This window comes from Spirillospora sp. NBC_01491, from assembly GCF_036227065.1.
Taxonomy (GTDB): Bacteria; Actinomycetota; Actinomycetes; order Streptosporangiales; family Streptosporangiaceae; genus Spirillospora; species Spirillospora xylanilytica.
In genome coordinates, this window is sequence record NZ_CP109432.1 from 3,052,785 (window position 1) to 3,072,478 (window position 19,694).

The following is a 19,694-nucleotide window of genomic DNA, read 5'->3' on the forward strand; positions in this document are numbered from 1 at the left end:
GCGGCCGAGTTACTCACTCCCGTCGATCCCGAACGGCCGACCATTGCCGAGGTTCTTGATGACGGGTATACCCAGGTGGACGAACATCACTGCGAGTCCGTCGACCAAGCAGCGCGTGAAGACTTCGCCGAGGCCGGCTCTGGATGGGATTACTGGCAAGCCCATCTCGATGACGAGGAAGAACCCGTCAGCCTCGCCGACCTCCGCCAGCGCGCCACGCCCTCTCTCCATTAGCTCGCGCACCGCACGCGCCGAGTCCTGTGTCGCCAATTCGAACTAGAGGCCTCCCTCTGTATCGTTCTTATGGCCCGCGAGCATTCATCGGCGACGTCCAGTCGATCAGTGTGTACACCACGGAAGCTGCCGGGCGCACTGCTGCGATACTGACCGTGCGGACCATGTTCGCTCGTTGTTCGCTCGGGGGTACCGGTACTGTGCGTCAGAAGCCAACACGGGGCATCATATAAACGCAGCTGGATGTGGACAGAGCGGCACAGCTTAACAGCCGGAATCACGAAAGAATCCGCTGTTATCAGGCTCTTAACCCGCGGGTTCGGGGTTCAAGTCCCTGACGGCGCACCCGCTCTGACCAGCGACGACACCCCTCACGGGAGTCGTCGCTGTCGTCATATGAGGCCGAACTGAGGCCAACCTGCGCCCGTCACTATGCGTGCATTGGGCCAAGACGTTCTCGGCCACTTTGGGACCCTCGATGCCCCGTACGCAGGCATGCATCATCGCGCGTGGAGCCCTTCGACTCGCCACGCCGGATGGTGTTCAGTTGTCCTTTCTGCATCGAAGTATCAGCGACAGGGAGCCGTAAAGGCTCTGGTCATACGCTCCCGAAGCGGCCCTGCAGGCCAGCGGCGGAGCGGCTCAGCGTCTTTGTGGACGCCCGATCTGGCGGCTGGGATGAGCGTTCGACTGGCCAGTCCGTACTCTCCGGTCAGTGCGGCTCTTGCGTCCGCGTCGTTTCTTGGAGGTTGCTGCGCGGCGGCGCGTGCGTTTGGTTCCCGGGACGAGTCGGCCTGCTTTGAGGACGTGGGCGGCGGTCTTCTCGGCCGCTTTGTGGGCGACCTCGGGAAGGACGGAGGTGTAGGTGTCGGCGGTGAGCACGATGCTGGAATGGCCGAGCATCTCCTGCACCACCTTCAACTCCACACCTGCGGCCAGGGCGAGGGTCGCCGCTCCGTGCCGGAGGTCGTGCAGCCGGATCGGTGGCAGGCCATGCTCGGCGATCAGCTTGGTGAAGGTACGCGTCAGCCGGTCCGGGGCCATCGGGCCGCCGTTGAGGCAGGTGAAAACGTACCCGCTGTCGCGGTTACTGCTTGCCGGCCCGGGCGCGCTCGTGTCGTTGACCGTCTTTGTGGTCGCGCAGCGCGGCGACGGTGGTGCGGTCCAGAGCGATGACGCGGGCGCTACGAGCGGTCTTGGGCGGGCAGGCCGTCAGATGCCGGTCATACTGCTGCAGCTGCTGGGTGATGACCGCCACGCCGCCGTCCAGGTCGACGTCGCACCAGCGCAGCCCGGCGGCCTCGCCACGGCGCAGGCCGCGCAGCGCGATCAGGTGGTAGGCGGCGTAGAGGCGGTGGTCGCCGATGGCGTACAGGAACTCGGCCGTCTGCGCCGCCGTCCAGACCGCCACCGCCGGCCGCTCCCCGGTCTTCTCCCAGTGCTCGACACGCGCTGAGGTCCACACCACCGCCCGCGGACGGCGCGCACCCGGCAACTCCACCCGGGCGGCAGGATTGTCGCTGAGCAGGCCTTGGCGGATGGCGGCGTTGAGCGCTGTCCGCAAGGTCGCGCGGATCCGGTTCAGCGTCGCCGGCGACATCGGCTTGCCCAGCGCCTCGCTGTGCCGAGCGATCGCGGTGAACATCGCATGCACATGCGCCACCGAGACCTCGGCCAGGATGAGCTTGCCCAGGTACGGGGACAGGTAAAGCCGGACATGACTGGTGTAGCCACACACGGTGGAGGAAGCACGGTTGCGGGTCGCGATCCAGTGCGACAGCCAGTCCCCCACCGTCAGCAAGCTCGAACTCGCGTCGCCTGCGCTCGGCGTTCGGAGCCGGGTCAGCGCCGCCTCGGCAGCCTTGCGGGTTGCGAAGCCGCCACGGCTGATCCGCCTGCGGCGGCCATCCAGGTCGGCGGGAAGCTCCAGCCGCAGATACCAACTGCCATGCCGCCGCCCAGGCACGAGCTTCGGACAGGAGCGGCCCCAGGATTTGCCAGTCTCGGGGTGCAGGCAGCCGCACCGCCGGTACACCCCACCAGCACTCGTCGAAATCGTCACCGCCGACACCTACACCCCGCAGAACCATAGGGGACGCTCAACGCGACGAGCCGCTCGCTTCCTGCTGTGAACGGAACCGGGTGGGCTCCAGTGCTGATGACCGAGACCGACGTCCATGGGCCCATCGAATTCGTGCTGATCGAGTCCCCCGGGGACCGCGAAGCCCAAGGTCCTGCATCCTCCCAGGTTGATCACTGAATGTCGTTCGGCTGCGTTTTGTGGTGATACCACGGCGGATTGTCCTGGTGGGTCGTTACGATTCCCCGCGTGGCCAAGAAGGAGCGGCAGCAAATTCCGGCGGGCGTGCGGCGGGCCCTGTTCGACGCCGCCGACCGGCGGTGCAGCATGTGCCTTCGGAATGTCGACATCGACGGGAGCACGGCGCACATCGGCGAGATGGGACACATCGCCCCGTCCTCTCCGGGCGGGCCGCGCGCCGAGATGGACAGGCCTGCCGAGATCGACGGCGTCGCCAATCTCATGCTGCTCTGCCCCGCCTGCCACCGGACCATCGACAAGGCCCCCGCGCTCTGGCCCGGGGAGACACTGCTCGCGATCAAGGCTGAGCACGAGGGCTGGGTCGCGGTCGAGAGGGCACGCCCTGCGCCGGTCAAGGAGGTCGCGGAGGATCCCCTCGGTCTCGGCGAGGTGGTCGAGATCGGCGAGGATCTGTTCAGGGTCGCGGGCGCTCCGGTCGAGGAGTGGTCGGCCGACAACGCCACCGTCGTCTCCCGGACCTTCGCCCTCGGGCGGGACGGCCGGCACGTCTGGCTCCGGAGGGCCGAATCGCGGGAGCCCGGTCCCGAGACCCTGCGGTGGCGCGCGGAGCTCGCGGCCGAACAGGACCTCCTCGGCGAGGGGCTGCCAGGCCTGCCCGCGGTGGCGGCGGCTGCGCTGACGCCGGCGGAGCTGGTGCTCGCCGTCGACGTTCCGTCGTTCACCTCGATGGGGGACTTCTACGAAGGCCGAGGGCGTGCGGCGGAGACGGTAAAGGTGCTCGGCGCGGCTCTCGAGGACGTGTGCGCGGGCCTCGCCGCCTTGCACGCCAAGGGGGTGGCCCATGGCGACCTCACACTCGGCTCGATCTTGACCGATCGGCGAGGAGCGCTCGCCCTGCGCGACACCGGCCGTGCTTTCGCCCATTCCAGCGATCCGTCCGATCGGTTCGCGCCCGCCGATGACGTTCGCGCGCTCGCCGAGCTCGTTCACCTGATCGTGACGGGACGGTCGCCGGTCCCGATGGTGTCGGCCTCGATCCTCAATCCGGCCGTTCCTGAGGGATTCGCGCGAGCCCTCGCCCGGGCCCTCTCGGAGGATCCGGCGGAACGCGGCCACATCAGCGAACTCGGTGCGCAACTGCGCCGCTGACCCTGGGGAGAGGAACGTGACGGGAAAGGTCGTCGATCTGGGGCCCGAGGTCGGGCTCGTCTGGTCCCGGAAGTTCCCCGAGACCTTGATGAGACAGCGTGTCCGGCACCCGTTCCTGCCCGACCTGCAGGCGATCACGGGAGACCTCTGGGCGTACGGGCCGCGGCAGCCGTTGGCCGGCCGGGTCGAACGCGGCAGGGACGGGCGCGACGACTTCCTCAAAGTCTACGTGGACGACCGGTACGCCCTCATGCTCTTCCCGACTCGCGATGAGCGAGGCTACTGGGTGGGGGGCATCCACCCCCTCCATTTCGACGACCATGACCAGATCGCCCGGGGAGCGCTGCTGCTGCGGGCCGGTGGGTGGCGGGTCCACGCCCACCCCAGCGAGCTTCGCCACCTATCGGGCTGGCCCGCCGTCCAGGCCGCCTGGAACGCCGGCATCATCGGTTCGCACGAGCCACGCCAGGACCTCCCCGACACGCACGCCCGGTACCTCGACCGCCTGACGACGCTGATCGAGCAGGGGCGCCGGATCGAGGCGACCGGCGGCGCCGGACGCCTGTCCACCTACCGCAGGGTGGCACCCGTGGCGGCGGTTCGCCGTTCGGCCAGGTCGGTGCACGCGTTCCACCTGCTCAATGCGGGCCGGTTGACCACCGGCTCCCGCGTCCACATCGACGGCGAACCCGACCTGCGCGGCCGGGTCGAGCAGATCGACGAGGGCGTGGCCAGGGTCCGGTTCGAACGCCCTGTGGACTTCGACCGCATCCCCGAGGTCGGCTCGTTCGCCGAGTCGCCCAACCTGGTCGCCTACGACAAGCGGCGCGAGGCCGTCGAGATCCTGAGGGAGCGGCGCTCGCACAATCCGGCGCTGCTACCCGCCCTGGTGGACGGCGTCTACCAGCCGTTCCGCCCGGCGGTCGGGACCCGCCCGGCCGAGCCCCTGGACCCCAGCCAGCTCAGCGCCTTCCACAAAGCCCTGGAAGTCCCGGACCTGGCCCTGATCCAAGGGCCGCCTGGCACGGGCAAGACGCACACGATCCGGCAGCTCGTCCTGGCCTGCGCCGAGGAGGACCGCAAGGTCCTGGTCACCTCGTACACCAACCGCGCCGTCGACAACGTGCTCAAGGACCTGCCCGACGACCTGCTCGTTCTGCGGGTCGGGCGCGAGGACGGCGTCACCGCGGACTGCAAGCACCTCACGCTCGAGGCCCGCGCCGGTGAGCTCCAGCAGCACATCGTCGAACGGACCGAGCCGCACCTTCGGCGCTACGCCGCCGCCGACCCGGCCGGAGGAGCCGCCGACGCCCTGTGCCGCCAGTTCGCCTACGACAGGGAACGCCTCGTCGAGGCCGTCGAGGACGTCGGGCGCCGCGCCGCGGCCGTCGCGACGAAGGACGGCGAGGTCACCCTCGACCTGAGGCGCAGGCTCGGCACGCTCGACCAGGCCACCGGGCAGCACCAGGCGATGCTCGCCGAGCGCGTCGAGGTGCTCCAGCGTCTGGAACGTTCGCTGGCCAAAGCCCGGCGCACGGCCGAGATGCCGTTGATCGGGCTGTTCGTCAGGAGACGGGTGACTCGCATCGACGGCGAGGCCGCCAACGCGCGGGCCGAGGCGGACGGGGTTCACCGGACGCTCGCCGCGATCGACAACGACCGGAAGGGGCTGCTGGCCGAGCTCGCCCGCGTTCGTGGCACCCACCCCGAGCTGAACGCGCTCCGTCGCGACCATCAGCAAGCCCTCACTGAGCAGGGCGCCCGCGCCGACCAGGCCGCGGGCGTCGCCGGAGCGTTGCGCGACCTGCTCGACGGCCCCCTACCGCCGATCGCGGCCGACCCCGCCGCGCTGGCCGTCTTCCATGAGGCCGCGGAACAGGCGCTCGCCCTGGCCCGCCGGAGGCTGGAGCTGCTGAGATCCTGGCGCGAACGGCTCAGCCGCCGGACCGAACAGCTGTACGGAGAGCTGATCAGGTACGCCGACGTCATCGGCGCGACCTGCATCGGCAGCGCGACGAGCGAACATCTCGACGACGTCGGCTTCGACCTGGCCGTCGTCGACGAAGCGGGGCAGATCGCCACCGTGGACGCGCTCGTGCCGCTCGTCCGCGCGCGGCGGGCCGTCATGGTCGGCGACCACGTCCAGCTGCCGCCGCTGCCCGACCAGGAGCTCCTCACCTGGGCGACGGCCGAGCACCCGAACGACCCCGACCTGGCCCGCCTGGTCACCCACAGCGCGTTCGAGCTCGCCTTTCCCAAGGTCCCGCCGGGACACCGTGAACTGCTGCGCTACCAGCGCCGGATGCCCGAGATCGTGGCCCGGTTCGTGTCCGACCAGTTCTACGGCGGATTCCTGGAGACCGCCGTCGAGCGGACGCACCGCGACGACCTGTTCGCCGCGCCGCTGGCGTTCGTCGACACCTCGACGCTGCCCCAGAAAGAACGCCGCAGCAGGAGACCGAGACCCGACGAACCCTGGCCGAAGCGGAGCTGGCTCAACGACCGGGAGGCCGAACTGGCGGCCCGGCTCGCCGCCCACTACCACGCGCGTTCCGGCGACTGGGCGGTGATCCTTCCATACTCCGCGCAGATCGGGCTGGTCTCCGAACTGCTGGCGAAGGAGATCGGCGACGAGGACACGATCGCCCGTCGCGTCGCCACCGTCGACTCGTTCCAGGGCGGCGAACACGACACGATCATCTTCGGCTTCACGGTCAGCAACCCCTCCGGTCACATCGGGTTCCTGAGGGAGGTCCGCCGCTCGAACGTGGCGTTCTCCCGCGCCCGGCAGCGGCTGATCCTCATCGGCGACCTCAGCACGCTGCTCAACACGGGCGACCCGCTCTTCCGCGGCATGGTCGACAACCTGCACGAGCACGTCCGGCGACGCGGAGACCTCCGCGCCTACCGCGACGTCATGGGCGCTCTCGGGGAGGACACGTGAGCAGGAACGACGGCCCGCTTTACGCCCAGACCCGCGCGCTGGAACACGCGGCGAGCCTCCCCGGCGTCCGGCCCCTCCGCGTCCACTCCCTCGCGTTCCCCCTACACGCCGCCGAACTGGACGCCACGATCGAGGAACGCGGCCCGTTCGACCTGCTCGACCGGTACGTCGGCCTGGCCATCGCCGACGCGCGCTTCACCACCACCCCGGAGATCGCCACGTTCCTGGGCGTCTCCGAGCGCATGGTCGACCAGGTCCTGCGGTTTCTGCACGGCATCGGTCACGTCCAGGCGAACGGTGGCAGTCTGACCCTCACACCACGCGGCTTCCGGGCGGTCCGCGACGACCGCCGCTACGTCGAGAAGCGCGAGAAGCTCCGGATCTACTTCGACGGCGTCCGCTGCGGCCCGCTGCGCACGGCCCACTACGCGCCCGGCGTCCGCGTCCTCGACCGTGAGGCCGCCCACGCCCAGCGCACCTTCCGCCTGCTCCAACACGGCGGACCCTTCCAACCGGGCGCCGTCGACGACCTGGCCCGGCGTCCCGACCGTGGCGACTACGACCTGCCCGACGAGCTACTGAACCTCGAAGTGTCGAGCGTCGACCAGGCGTTCCTGCCCTGCTACGTCATCAGGGCGCGCAAGGGCGGCGCCCGCACGACGATGGTCTACTCCGGCGTCGCCGACCGCCGCGACCTGCACATCGAGAAGATCTTCAACAACTGGCCGAGGTCCACCCATGTCGTGGAGGCCTCGGACGCCGAGGAGCCGCGCGACCATTTCGCCGGCTGGATGCGCCAGCGCGACATCGCCCCAGACGCGATCGTGTGGCAGGACCATGACAGCCCCCGCCTCAACCTGCCGCCGTCCCGGTACACCGACAAGGAGAGCCGCCCGAAGAACACATTCTCCCTGAGCATGCTTGGCGCGTACGTCGCCCCCCGCAGCCACGTCCTCCAGCTGTGGTGCAACGACTCCGCAACCCGCGAGAAAGCCGCCCTGAGCCGCGCACTCGCCTACGTCTCCACCACCCGCCGCACCCGGGACCAGCTCACCGAGTTCCTGGAACGCATGTCCGGCCAGCTCGAACTCCCCTCGCCCCTCACCGAGGAGACCCTCCGGCGCCACGCCCGCAAGGTCGGCTACGGCCCCCTCAACCTGAAGGGCTGATCGCTATCCAGTTCGACGATCGGCGACCCGTACGACAACGCCGTGGCCGTATCGTTCTGGGCGCGCGTGCAAACCGAACTGCTCGACCGGCAACGCTGGCGGACCCGCGTAGAACTCGCCAACGCGATTCTCGAGTACATCGAAGGGTTCTACAACCGCCACCGACGCCACTCCGCCCTGCACTACATGAGCCCGATACATTTCGAAACCACCCACCCGTCGAACCTGGTCTCCTCATCACCGAGTCCGTGAAACCGGGGCAACACCAACGGGCCGTGGAACGGGGGGAACCTCAGGAACGGGCAGAGCACCGCCGAGTTCTTGGGGATCTACCACCGAAAGAGCGACAGAATCGGAGACCGTACACTTCCCAGCCGGCTTGGCATCCTGGGATGCCTCGGTCCTGCACGTCGGCCGGGGGCATCACGTGAGTCAGGCCTTGGCGCGCTGCTGCTTGAGGCGGAGTTCCTCTTCGCGGACTTTGGCTCGGATGGCCTGCTCGCGTTCTAGCCAGTCGGGGTTTTCGGCCTTCAGGTTCTCGATCTCGGCTGTGGTGAGGGGGCCCGTGATGCCGGCGCGGGCCAGACCTGAGGCGGAGACACGGAGCTTGGCGGCGACAACCTGGCGGGGGTGGGGGCCCTCGCGGCGGAGGTCGGCGAGCCAAGAGGGCGGGTCAGCCTGGAGCGCGTTCAATCCGTCCCGGGAGACAGGGCCTTCCTGGAACTCGGTGGGCGCTGCCGACAGCAGGATCCCCAGCTTCTTGGCCGCGGTCGCGGACTTCATGGTCTGCGGGGTCTTTGCCTTGAACGTGCTCATGACCTCAAGGGTAGCCAGCGGATGGGGGCTGCCCGGACGTGACTAGGCTGTGGGAGTGACCAAAGGTGAGTTCCGGCTGGCCTACGTGCCGGGGGTGACGCCCGCGAAGTGGGCTGGGGTGTGGGCCGAGCGGGTGCGGGATGTGCCGCTTCGGCTGGTGCAGCTCCCCGCCGCCGATGTTGTCCCCCTGCTGCGGAAGGGTGATGTGGACGCGGCGTTCGTACGCCTGCCCGTCGACCGCGAGGCCCTCCATGTGATCCCGCTGTACCTGGAAACAACCGTCGTGGTGGTGCCCAAGGATCACGCGGTGGCCGCGGTGGAGGAGGTGGAGCTTGCCGATCTCGCCGACGAGGACGTGTTCGAGCCGCTCGACGAGGTCTTGACCTGGGGCGACCGCCCCGGGCAGCCTGCCTTCACCCGTCCTGAGAACACCGCTGATGCGATCGAGTTGGTGGCGTCGGGGGCCGGCACTCTACTGCTTCCGCAGTCTTTGGCCCGCCTCCACCACCGCAGAGACCTCACCTACCGCACCGTGACCGACGCTCCTCAATCCCAGATCGGCCTGGCCTGGCTTGAGGCCGTGACGACCGACCTCATGGAGGAACTGATCGGCATCGTCCGCGGCCGCACCCCCAACAGCTCCCGCGGCCGCAACGCCCAACAACAGCCCATCCGCAAGAAGCCGCCGCGCCAGCGCTCCACCCCTAAGCACCGCCACCAAAAGCGCCGCCGGACGTGAAGAGGGTCATTGTGGGCGCCGGAGATCCTGTCACCCATGTGACCTGCGAGTACTTATGAACAAGCCCGGCGAGGGGGTATCCCCTGAGTTCCTCGACCGGGCGGCCCCGGCGCCGGCTCAAATACTCGATCGGGTTCACCCTCACCGACGACATCTGCGCCGCTTCAGCGCTACTACGGACCGGTCCGCCGGCACACCCAGCGATCAACTTCCTGGGCCGCTACGCCTTCACCCGCGCCGAACCGAGTGCTGGGCTCCGCCCCTTCCACGACCCCGTCCACCACGAGATGGCATCTGGTGAGCACTCACCGGCTGGGCAGTGACGTTAGCGCGGCATAGGTGGCCACGCCGAAGGGCGCCCTCTTAACGGGGGCGCCCTTCGGCGTCGCTGCTTGGCCCTCCGCCCCGAGTTCGGTGTCCGGCCCCGCGCAGAACCGGGCGCGCGGTTCAGCGCTGCTGCGGAGCAACGAACCGGACACCGGTCGGCCGACTGGGAACGCCCGGTGAAGGGTCAGTCCGAGAAGATCGCGCGGCGCAGTGGGGGGAGGACGCCGCACAGCCGGAAGAACGTCCGTGCGATGGTGCGGACCGTGCGGCTGGGCAGGGTGGCCAGGCGCAGGTACATGGTCGCGGCTCGCACGGCGGCGAAGCCGTTGTTCAACATCGCGCGCTCGTAGGCGGCGAGGGCGGGGAGCAGGTCGTCTTCACCCTGGCCGACTGCGATCAACGCGCGGCGCAGCGCGCCTGCGTCGTACAGCGCCGCGTTGCCGCCCAGACCGCCGACCGGCGGCATGGAGTGGATGGCATCGCCCAGCACGGTCACGTTCGTGGTCGGCCAGGGCTTCACCCGCTCGGCGGTGGCGAAGTCGAATCGCTCGATGGTGTCGGCGGGCGTCTGGGCGATCAGCTCGCGCAGGTCGGGATGCCAGTCGGTCAGGCGAGAGGTGACCAATTCGCGCAGCCGTTGCCCGCGCCCGCCCGCCGGGGCGTCGAGCAGGTCTGCGGGCAGCACGCGCCGGTGGGCGACGTAGGCCCACATGACGTAGTCGTCGTCTTTGGCGTCCTGGACGAGCAGTTCTGGGTCCAGGCCGGCGGCCCGCATCTGGTCGCCGATGCGTTCGACGGTGGCCCCGTCGGTCTCCCGGCGGCGGAACACCGCCGTGAACAGGAAGTCCCGCTTGGGCAGGAACATGTTCTTGGTGCTGGTCATCTCCTCGGGCAGCCACGCCGCCCCGTCGTCGAGCCGGAGTTTGCCGCCGATCCCGACGCCGGGTACGGGGGTCCGTCGCGCGTGTGGCAGCAGTTGCCGCCGCACGCGAGAGTTGGCGCCATCCGCGCCGACCAGCAGGTCGCCGGTGGCCGAGGTGCCGTCGGCGAACTGGGCGGTGACGGTGCCGTCGGCGTTCTGCCGGTAGCCGGTGAACTCCTTGCCGAAGTGGACGACGTCGTCCAGACCGGCAAGCAACAGCCGCCGCAACGTGACGCGGCTGACCGCGTGCGTCTGTTCGGACGGGTCACGCTCTGCGGGCGGGGCGTCCTCCCGCATCAGCAGCCGGAGCCGCTCGGTGAACACCCCCATGCCGGGTCCGGGATCACCGGCGGTGGCCACCAGGACCTGCCACAGGTGCGCGGGAAGGCAGTCGTGCAGCGCCCGGCTACCGACTGGTTCGATGTTGAGCCGGTATCCCTGCAACCGGGCATCGGGCGCGGCGTCGCGTTCGAAAACCGCGACGTCGATCCCGGCGGCGTGCAGGCCCTGCGCCAGGCACAGGCCGCCGATGCCGGCCCCGACGATGACGGCCCGGAGTGGACGTGTGGACATGAGATGTTCCTCCTGGGGGGCAGACCGGGGGTCAGGTGCGGATCAGCAGCTGATCGAGCAGTTCGAGGACGTCGCCGGCGCGGCTGGAAGCCAGGCTCGCTCCCTTGACGGTGGCGATGACCAGCTCCGCTCCCGTTGCCGGATCGACGCCCGGGCCCAGCGCTCCGGCCGCGGCGGCATCGGTCAGCAGAGCGCGCAGTGAGTTCCGCCAGCCTTCCTCCCGGCTGGCGATGATCTCCCGCAGCTCGGAGTCGCGCCGGGCCCGCAGATCCAACTCGCGCAGGACGATGTGGAGCTCGGGCTGGTCGGCGATCTTCTGGCGGAGCGTGGCCAGATGGTCCCGCAGGCGCTCAACGGGGCCGCCGTCCGGTGGTGTGGTCGACCGGAACTGCCCGGTGGCGTAGTCCACGACCGCCACCACCAGATCCTGCTTGGTGGGGAAGTGGTGATGGATCGAGGAGTGGTCGATACCCACTTGGGCGGCCACGTCCCGCATCCGCAACCGCTCGAACCCGCCTTCGGCCAGACACTGGTACGCCGCCTGCACCAGCGCGTTCCGACGCTCCGGACCAGCCGGTGGCCTGCCTCGTCGTGTCGCCGCCATGCCCGCCTCCATTAATCCACCAACCAGTTGGTGGATTAATATCAGGCGAGCCGATGCGACGTCAATCCGATTGGTGAAGCGGCAGCGGCGGCGGACGCCTCGGGGTATGACTTTCGGAACTTGAGGGCGGGGGGAATCTTCAACGGTAGCTGGCGGGCCGGGCCGCAGCCTTGCGAAGCTGGCTTCTGTGGTGTCGGCAAACGAACGGTTGACGACAGGCGCCGCACGCGTCCAATGGCCCCTGCCCGACCAGGGCTCGACGGCCGCGCCGATCCAATCGGATCCAATGCCGATTCATGACAGGTTTGACGACCGAAAGTAGCCGTTCCAGCCCACCGGAAGGCTCCCTCGATGGCGAACCTGGTCTACAAACGGGTCTCCACCGACCAGCATTCCACCGCCCGGCAGAACCTCGTCCTGGCCGAGGCCCAGATCGAGAACCCGGTCGTCTTCGAGGAACAGGCCGGGACCTCCAGCCGCCTGCACCCGCTCCAGCGCCCCAGGTTCGGTGAACTGCTCACCTATGCCCGGGCCGGCGACGCCGTGCACATCTCCGAGATGTTCCGCCTGGTGCGCGGCACCGGCCACATCCTCGACGTCCTGGACGTGCTGCACCGCGATCGACTGGCCCTGCGCATCCACGACGGCGCGTTCTCGGGCATGGGCCTCACCGCCCGCCACCCCCGCACCGGCCAGCTGCTGTCGACGGTGAAGTTCATGGTGCAGACCCTGGCCGCCGCCGGCGAACTCCAACGCGACCTGCAACGCGAGCTCACCTACGACGGACTACGCGCCACCAAGGCCAAGGGCGACAAGGGCGGCCGCCGCCCCGCCATCACCGCCGTCACGATCGGCGTTGTCCGCACCGCCTACTCCGACGGCACCTCGACCGCCGCCCTGGCCCGAGAGCACGGCGTCAGTCGCGGCGCCTGCTGCACCGCCGTCGCCAACCTCATGCCGGCCCACAACGCCAGCGGCCAGGCGGTGGCCCCTGCCCCCGAACTGCCGGTCACCCTCGACATGCCCGGCAAGGTCGCCGACTTCATTCGCGCGGTCGACCTGGACGACGTCGAGCGGGCCGTGCTCGACCACGGCCAAGCGGTGCGGCGCGGCCAGGGCTACACCCTGCACGTCAGCGCCGCACCCGCAGTCCACCGCCGACTCCAAGGCCACTGCCCTGCCCCTCGGCGCAGCCCCGGCCACCCCCGCCCAACGCAAGGCCCGCCGCGAGTACGAAACCCGCGTCAACCCCGAACCAGGGGTGAATAATCAGCGACAAATCTTCCGGAACTCAAGCCCAGAAAGCGTGTACCGCTCGATTATTGAGTTGCGTGGCCTGAGCCGTTGTTATGCGGCGTGATGATATTCGTTGATCACACCCTTCACGACGGATCTTCGTCGGATGGATCGCCGACCGTTGAGTTCAACCCGGGTCCTGGACGGGCTGGGCTTGGGGGTCCGGGGGGCATTTCATCCGCGGCGTTCGCGGCAGGGTCCTGACGATCCGAAGCCCTTCGGCTTTGAACATCTCATCGAACGCGGCGGTGAGAACCGGATCACGGTCGTGGATCAGAATCCGTAGCGCGCCGATACGATCCCCCAACTCCATAGCCAGGTTGCGGGCCTGCTGCACCGCCCACGCTCCGGTCGGGTGCGCGGTCACTTCGGCCAGATGCAGCCTGCGGGTGCCGTGCTCGATGAACACCAGCACATACAGCCGCTTGAGCAAGACCGTCTCCACCACCAGGAAGTCGCACGCGATGATCGCATGCGCCTGAGCAGGCGGGAACTGCCGCCAGGTCGGCCCGCCCCGGCGAGGCGCGGGATCGACACCGGCCGCGTGCAGGATCTCCCACACCGTCGACGCGGCGACCGTATACCCGAGACGGGCCAACTCGCCTTGGATCCGCCGGTGCCCCCACGTCGGGTTCTCCCTCGCCATCTGCAGGATCAGCATCCTGACCGCCGCACCTGTGCGGGGGCGACCTGGGCGCCGCCGATCGGTGAAGGTCCACTTACGGGCGACGAGGTCACGGCGCCAGCGCAGGATCGTCGCCGGAACAACCGGAAAGAGTTCGGCCCACCGCCGGCGGTGGGACCAGCCGGGACAACGCAGCAAACCAGAGCCGGTCGCCATGACCCCAGCGCGGCCGACCTGCGACCTGACGGCGCAACACCTGGTTCTCGTGACGGAGCACCAGCAACTCGACGTCCTCGGACAGATCAGACCGGACCAGCACCACCAGCAGCCCGAGCAAGCCCCGAACCGCCCGGTACAACACCGACAACAACACCTCGAGAGGATCGCAGTGCCTGCCGTAGCCCCGCAGCAAAATCCCAGCTCAGAGCACGAAACCAAGTATTCGAGCGGTACACGGTCCAGGTTCCAGCGATAGGCCTGCTGGCACGGACTGTCAGCGTCCTGCCCGCCAGTCGCCGGGTGTTGGATCCAAGCGGCGGGCGAGGCCAGCCGCTTGGAGTTCGCGGTGCAGGTCAGGAGGCTTACGGGCGGCGGGTTCGGGACGAACCGGGTAACATCGATCACATCTCGGCACGCCAACCTCATCTGACAGCGCCGCATCTCATTCAGGACGGGCCGATCACGACGGTCGCGCATCGAGGATGAAAGCGGAGTGCATGCAGAAGATCATGATCACTGCAGTGGCGGCCGTGCTGACGCTCGTCCTGACAGCCTGTAACGGCGCCGGCGAATCCGCGGCGGAGCCCTCGTCGCCCGCCGACTCCGCACCCGCGACGGTGGGCACCCCCGCTCCTGAAGGCTCGGGCGCCTCGGCGGACAAGCGGATCGGGTCGGTGTGGGGTCGGCTGCACCACTTGACGATGGGCAGGTTCATCGTCGACGACGTCGCCTTCTATACCAGCAACGAGACCGTCCTGTACGTCGCCGGAGGCAAATGCCCGAACGGCTCCGCTCCGATCAATGTCAGCAAATGCTCAATGGCCGGGTTCGAAGAGTGGATAAAATCCACACCGCACAACGCCATCGTGCGCTTTCACGGTCAGGTCGCCACCCTCATCCGCGAGACGCAGTAGCACCTGCCCTCAACCGGTCGTAGCAATTGATTCTTCCGGCTGTAGTTCTTCTCGGGAGCTCGGCCGGGGGACTGCTGTGGGGGTGTGCACCTGCACCGACCCGGTACTGCACCCCGGGCATGCCGCCCAGCCGTCGGGTGTCCGTGCCCGCACCCAGATCAGCTCGCCTTGGCCCATCACACCCTCAATGACCGGCGGGGGCGGGCCAGAGAACACCAGCTTCACAAGATCGTTGATCTCCTGTGTGACCGATCGCGACACCTTGAAATCAGGCCGCCGCCACCGAATATGCAACAAAGCCCAAAGAGCGATATAGCCATTACCTGGACAGACCCCGGCTCCGGAAGCGTAGTGCTCGATCCGAAAGGACGGATGGGTACCGAAATTCGGCAGGGCGAGCTCGTGGTGAACTTCGCTCGTTTGGGTGGCGTCACACCCGTTGGTGATCGATTGTGACGTTGTTGGTTCCACATGAGGCCGGCGGGTGCCGGCCGGGGCTCGGGGAAGGGGTGTCGGGGTTGGTGGATCGGTTGGTGCCGGGAGATCCGGAGCGGGTCGGGGAGTTCTGGCTTGCGGGTCGGCTGGGTGCGGGTGGGCAGGGTGTGGTGTACGAGGCTTATGGGCCTGATGGGGCACGGGTGGCGGTCAAAGTACTGCACAGTGCGTCGGACTCGCCGCAGGATCTGGAGCAGATGGGGACCGAGGCGCGTGCGGCGCAGCGGGTCGCCTCGTTCTGTACCGCGCGGATCGTGCAGGTGCGGTTGAAGCCGCCGCGGCCCTACATCGTCAGTGAGTACATCGACGGGGTGAGTCTGCAGGCCGCCGTGACCGGGGCCGGTGACCGGCAGCCGCGCCGGTTCGGCGGGGATGAGCTGCACCGGCTGGGGATCGGGATCGCGACGGCGTTGACGGCGATCCATCAGGCCAGGGTGGTGCACCGCGATCTGAAACCAGGCAATGTGATGCTGGGGCCCGATGGTCCCCGGTTGATCGATTTCGGGATCGCGCGAGTTGTGGAGACCCACTCGGCCCCTCAGGGCGGCGGGCTGGTCGGGACGCTGCGGTACATGGCGCCGGAGGTGTATGCGGGTAAGCGGGCGGGGGCCGAGGCCGATGTGTTCGCCTGGGGCGCGATCATGGTATTCGCCGCCACCGGGCGGCACGCCTTCACCGGCAGCGACCTGCCGCAGATCGCTCATCAGGTCCGCAGCCACGAGCCCGACCTGTCGGCGCTGCCCGAACCGCTACGTGCGCTGGTGGCCGCGGCACTGGACAAGGATCCGCTGCGACGCCCGTCGGCGCGGGCGATCCTGGCGGCACTGACCGGCGATCCCAACCAGGACACCGGCGAACCGCAGAACCTGGTCAGGTGGGCGGCCGGGCGGGCCGCCCCGCACAGCGGATGGCAACCGGGCGACCCGGCACTGGGGAAACTCGCCGAGGACATCTACAGCGACCTGCCGTCCGAAGAGCAGCGCCTGGTCCCCGAGGTGTTCCTACGGTGTGTGGTGCCCGGAGAGGAGACGGGGGAATGGTCCATCCGCCCGGTGCCGGCAAGGGAGTTGTTCGACCGTCCTGAGCCTGCCGAAGGAGAGGCGCTGGAGCGGGTGGTACGGGCGTTCGCGCCCCTGCTGACCATCACCGGTGATCACAAGCCGGACCCTGCCGGACCACAGCCGTCCCCGCGACCGGCCGAGCGGGTCCTTTTGACCCGCCCGGCGCTGCCGCGAGCCTGGCCCCGACTCCACGATTGGCTCGACAGCCATCGCCAGGACCTGGCTGCCCACCACCGCCTCCGCCAGGCCGCTCACACCTGGGACAGCAACGGTCGACGCCGCGGTGACGTGCTGACCGGCATCAATCTCGATCAAGCCATGCGCTGGGCCGGCACCGGGCACCCGCCCTTCCCCAACAGTGCCGAGCGCGGCCTGCTGGACGCCAGCACCCGTACCCAGACCGCCCGCACCCGCCGCACCCGCATCGCCGCCCTGCTGCTGGCCGTCGCCACCCTGCTGTCCCTCACCGCGACCGGATGGGCCGTCCAGGCGCAACACACCGCGACCCGGCAACGCGACACAGCCACCCGCCAACGCGACACCGTCGTGTCCGACCAGCTCCTCACACGAGCGAAGCAGGCCACCGACCCGACGGTTTCGGCGCTCCTTGCCGTAGCGTCCCGGCGCTTCCGACAAACCCCCGAAAACCGCGCCGGCCTTCTCGACATTCTGGTCAAACCAGAACGCGCGGTCCTCAAAAGTCACACCGGCGATGTGGATTCGGTGGCGTTCAGTCCCGACGGCTCCACCCTGGCCACCGGCAGCGGCGACAAGACCGCGCGGTTGTGGAACGCGCGCACCCACCAATCCATCTCCCTCACCGGTCATACGGCCCCCGTGGAGTCGGTGGCGTTCAGTCCCGACGGCTCCACCCTGGCCACCGGCAGCGGCGACAAGAGCGTGCGGTTGTGGAACGTGAAAACTCACAAACCGATCGGCACGCCCCTCACCGGCCACACCGACTCCGTGGAGTCGGTGGCGTTCAGTCCCGACGGCACCACCCTGGCCACCGGCAGCAGCGACGGAACCGCGCGGTTGTGGAACGTGAACATCCGCCGGCCGACCAGCGCACCCCTCACCGGCCACACCGGCATCGTGGACTCGGTGGCGTTCAACCATGACGGCACCACCCTGGCCACCGGCAGCGGCGACAAGACCGTGCGGTTGTGGAATGTCAACACTCACAAACCGGTCGGCACACCCCTCACCGGCCACACCAGCGATGTGTTGTCGGTGGCGTTCAGTCCCGACGGCACCACCCTGGCCACCGGCAGCAGCGACAAGACCGCACGGTTGTGGAACGTGAACACCCACCAACCGACCGGCAATCCCCTCACCGGCCACACCAGCATCGTGGACTCGGTGGCGTTCAACCATGACGGCACCACCCTGGCCACCGGCAGCTACGACAAGACCGTGCGGTTGTGGAACGTGAAAACTCACAAACCGGTCGGCACACCCCTGACCGGCCACACCGACTCCGTGGAGTCGGTGGCGTTCAGTCCCGACGGCACCACCCTGGCCAGCGGCAGCAGCGACGGGACCATGCGGTTGTGGAACGTGCACACCCACCAGCCGACCGGCAAACCCCTCACCGGCCACGATGTGGGTTCGGTGGCGTTCAGTCCCGACGGCCGTACCCTCGCCACCGTCGGCAGCACGGACGACACAGTGTGGTTGTGGGATGCGCGCACCCGCGAACCGATCGGCGAACTCTTCACTGATGGCCAAGACCCCGAGCAGGTGGTGTCGGTGGCGTTCAGCCCAGACGGACGTACCCTGGCAACCGGCGGCTATTTCGCCACCGTGCGGTTGTGGAATGTGAGTTCCCGCCAGCCGATCGGTGAACCCATCACCCACAGTGGCGGAGTTTATTCGTTGGCGTTCAGTCCCGACGGCACTACTCTGGCCACCGGCAGCATCGGCATGGACGATAAACTCAACCCCGGCAGAGCCGACAGGGAGTCCCTGCGGTTGTGGAATGTACGAGACCACCAGCAGGTCGGTAAATCCATCACCGGTTACAACGTGTATTCGTTGGCGTTCAGCCCAGACGGCCACACCATTGCCACCGGGAGCTACGACAAAACCGTGCGGTTGTGGAATGTACGCGACCACAAACCGACCAGTAAACCCCTCACCGGCTACCCCAGCATCGTGGATTCGTTGGCGTTCAGCCCAGACGGCCATACCGTGGCCACCGCCGGCGGGAACGAGGAGAAGAACGTGTGGTTGTGGGATGTGCGCAACCAGCAGCCGATCGGCGCACCCCTCACCGGCCACACCGACTCCGTGGAGTCGGTGGCGTTCAGTCCCGACGGCACCACCCTGGCCACCGGCAGCAGCGACAAGACCATGCGGTTGTGGGATGTGCGCACCCACCAGCCGATCGGCGCACCCCTCACCGGCCACACCGGCAGCGTGGAGTCGGTGGCGTTCAGTCCCGACGGCCACACCATTGCCACGGGGAACCCCGACGGCATCGGGTGGTTGTGGGATGTAGCGATGCCCGAGGACAAGGAGCTTGCCGGTTTCGCCTGTGAAATGGCTGCGCGTACGCTGACACACCAGGAATGGACCCAGTACACGCCACCCGAGGTCAAGTTCCGTAAGGTCTGTACCTGACCGCACCACCACTCCCCCACCCACTCAGGCCACTGGAGTACGCATCACGTCCTTCCACTACACGACACCCCGCCTACCGTGTTCGCTCGTTGTTCGCTCGGGGGCACCGGTACCGGCCAACAGACGACGGCACAGCGCGCCACGCAAGTGACGCTCGATGCGGACAAGGCGATAGCAATTAACACCGAGAGCACTGTTCTGACAAGAGAGCAGTGGGCTCTTAATCCGCGGGTTCGGGGTTCAAGTCCCTGACGGCACACCCACTCTGACCTGGGCAAACGCAAGCACCACAGCGTTTGCCCATCAGCGTTTCTGGGGTACTTCGTCCCCACCGCCGCTCAATGTTCACTCGCGGCCCCCAGCCCAGACACAGCACCCCGCGGATCACACGCGATGCGCCACCCGGACCACCAGCGAGCCGTATGCTTCATTGGCGTGGTCCAGGGCTTGTCCGGTGGATCGTGTGTTGATCCCTAGCAGGGCTGTGACCAGGGTGATGGCGGCTGGGTAGTTGGGCGAGTTTGTCGTGGCGGGTGGCGATGCCACGCGCCATTGCTCGAGTCGGCCGATGCAGCGTTCGACCAAGTCCGCGGCAGGATCGTGATGATCCGGAGCCCCTCGGCCTTGAAAACCTCACTGAACGCAGTGATGAGCAGCGGATCGCAATCGTGAATCAGGAACCGCAGTGTGTCGATAAGGTG

At 68.3% G+C, this 19,694-nt stretch carries 16 protein-coding genes; 8 read left to right on the top strand and 8 right to left on the bottom strand.

Annotation, left to right across the window (positions count from 1 at the left end):
* Positions 1-9 precede the first annotated feature (9 nt).
* From OHA34_RS14195 to OHA34_RS14205, 3 genes are all read right to left on the bottom strand, one after another.
* On the bottom strand, positions 10-270 hold the full coding sequence (locus tag OHA34_RS14195; RefSeq protein WP_329521873.1) for a hypothetical protein: 261 nt from the start codon (positions 268-270) through the stop codon (positions 10-12).
* 606 nt (positions 271-876) lie between these two features.
* A complete protein-coding gene (locus OHA34_RS14200; RefSeq protein ID WP_285941447.1) occupies positions 877-1,278 on the bottom strand; it encodes a tyrosine-type recombinase/integrase in 402 nt (133 codons plus the stop codon).
* 43 nt (positions 1,279-1,321) lie between these two features.
* Positions 1,322-2,296, bottom strand: coding sequence for a site-specific integrase (locus OHA34_RS14205; RefSeq protein ID WP_329521874.1), 975 nt, complete (start codon positions 2,294-2,296; stop codon positions 1,322-1,324).
* A 267-nt stretch (positions 2,297-2,563) separates the two neighbouring features.
* On the opposite strand from OHA34_RS14205, the gene OHA34_RS14210 reads away from it, so the two are divergent.
* The 4 genes from OHA34_RS14210 to OHA34_RS14225 are packed head-to-tail and all read left to right on the top strand — an operon-like array spanning position 2,564 to position 8,029.
* A complete protein-coding gene (locus OHA34_RS14210) occupies positions 2,564-3,664 on the top strand; it encodes a hypothetical protein (protein WP_329521875.1) in 1,101 nt (366 codons plus the stop codon).
* A gap of 16 nt (positions 3,665-3,680) precedes the next feature.
* Complete coding sequence (locus tag OHA34_RS14215) at positions 3,681-6,608, top strand: DEAD/DEAH box helicase (RefSeq protein WP_285941453.1); 2,928 nt, start codon at positions 3,681-3,683, stop codon at positions 6,606-6,608.
* Entirely contained in the window at positions 6,605-7,777 is a 1,173-nt protein-coding gene (locus tag OHA34_RS14220) for a hypothetical protein (RefSeq protein WP_329521876.1), read from the top strand. Before OHA34_RS14215 ends, OHA34_RS14220 begins: the two co-directional genes overlap by 4 nt.
* Before the next feature lie 18 nt (positions 7,778-7,795).
* Positions 7,796-8,029 carry an IS3 family transposase gene (locus OHA34_RS14225; protein ID WP_329522405.1) on the top strand — a complete coding sequence of 78 codons (234 nt, stop codon included), beginning with the start codon at positions 7,796-7,798 and terminating at the stop codon, positions 8,027-8,029.
* Between the two features lie 180 nt (positions 8,030-8,209).
* On the opposite strand, the gene OHA34_RS14230 is transcribed toward OHA34_RS14225, so the two are convergent.
* Complete coding sequence (locus OHA34_RS14230) at positions 8,210-8,593, bottom strand: DUF5997 family protein (RefSeq protein ID WP_329521877.1); 384 nt, start codon at positions 8,591-8,593, stop codon at positions 8,210-8,212.
* A gap of 55 nt (positions 8,594-8,648) precedes the next feature.
* Here OHA34_RS14230 and OHA34_RS14235 point away from each other — a divergent pair, with 55 nt between their 5' ends.
* A complete protein-coding gene (locus tag OHA34_RS14235) occupies positions 8,649-9,332 on the top strand; it encodes a LysR family transcriptional regulator substrate-binding protein (protein ID WP_329521878.1) in 684 nt (227 codons plus the stop codon).
* Positions 9,333-9,843: 511 nt separating this feature from the next.
* Here OHA34_RS14235 and OHA34_RS14240 read toward each other — a convergent pair.
* Both OHA34_RS14240 and OHA34_RS14245 read right to left on the bottom strand, forming a co-directional pair.
* Positions 9,844-11,154, bottom strand: a complete 1,311-nt coding sequence (locus tag OHA34_RS14240; protein WP_329521879.1) for an FAD-dependent oxidoreductase — start codon at positions 11,152-11,154, stop codon at positions 9,844-9,846.
* A gap of 31 nt (positions 11,155-11,185) precedes the next feature.
* Positions 11,186-11,758, bottom strand: coding sequence for a TetR/AcrR family transcriptional regulator (locus OHA34_RS14245; protein ID WP_329521880.1), 573 nt, complete (start codon positions 11,756-11,758; stop codon positions 11,186-11,188).
* 351 nt (positions 11,759-12,109) lie between these two features.
* On the opposite strand from OHA34_RS14245, the gene OHA34_RS14250 reads away from it, so the two are divergent.
* Positions 12,110-13,027 (top strand): recombinase family protein, encoded by a 918-nt coding sequence (locus tag OHA34_RS14250; RefSeq protein WP_329521881.1) that lies wholly within the window; start codon positions 12,110-12,112, stop codon positions 13,025-13,027.
* Positions 13,028-13,181: 154 nt separating this feature from the next.
* Here the strand turns inward: OHA34_RS14250 and OHA34_RS14255 are convergent, their stop codons facing one another.
* Positions 13,182-13,895, bottom strand: a complete 714-nt coding sequence (locus OHA34_RS14255) for a helix-turn-helix domain-containing protein (RefSeq protein ID WP_329521882.1) — start codon at positions 13,893-13,895, stop codon at positions 13,182-13,184.
* Entirely contained in the window at positions 13,789-14,052 is a 264-nt protein-coding gene (locus OHA34_RS14260) for a hypothetical protein (RefSeq protein WP_285941468.1), read from the bottom strand. The genes OHA34_RS14255 and OHA34_RS14260 overlap by 107 nt, the downstream gene beginning before the upstream one ends.
* A gap of 343 nt (positions 14,053-14,395) precedes the next feature.
* Here OHA34_RS14260 and OHA34_RS14265 point away from each other — a divergent pair, with 343 nt between their 5' ends.
* Positions 14,396-14,812, top strand: coding sequence for a hypothetical protein (locus OHA34_RS14265; protein WP_285941470.1), 417 nt, complete (start codon positions 14,396-14,398; stop codon positions 14,810-14,812).
* A gap of 533 nt (positions 14,813-15,345) precedes the next feature.
* Positions 15,346-18,993 carry a protein kinase domain-containing protein gene (locus tag OHA34_RS14270; protein ID WP_329522406.1) on the top strand — a complete coding sequence of 1,216 codons (3,648 nt, stop codon included), beginning with the start codon at positions 15,346-15,348 and terminating at the stop codon, positions 18,991-18,993.
* Positions 18,994-19,694: the final 701 nt, after the last annotated feature.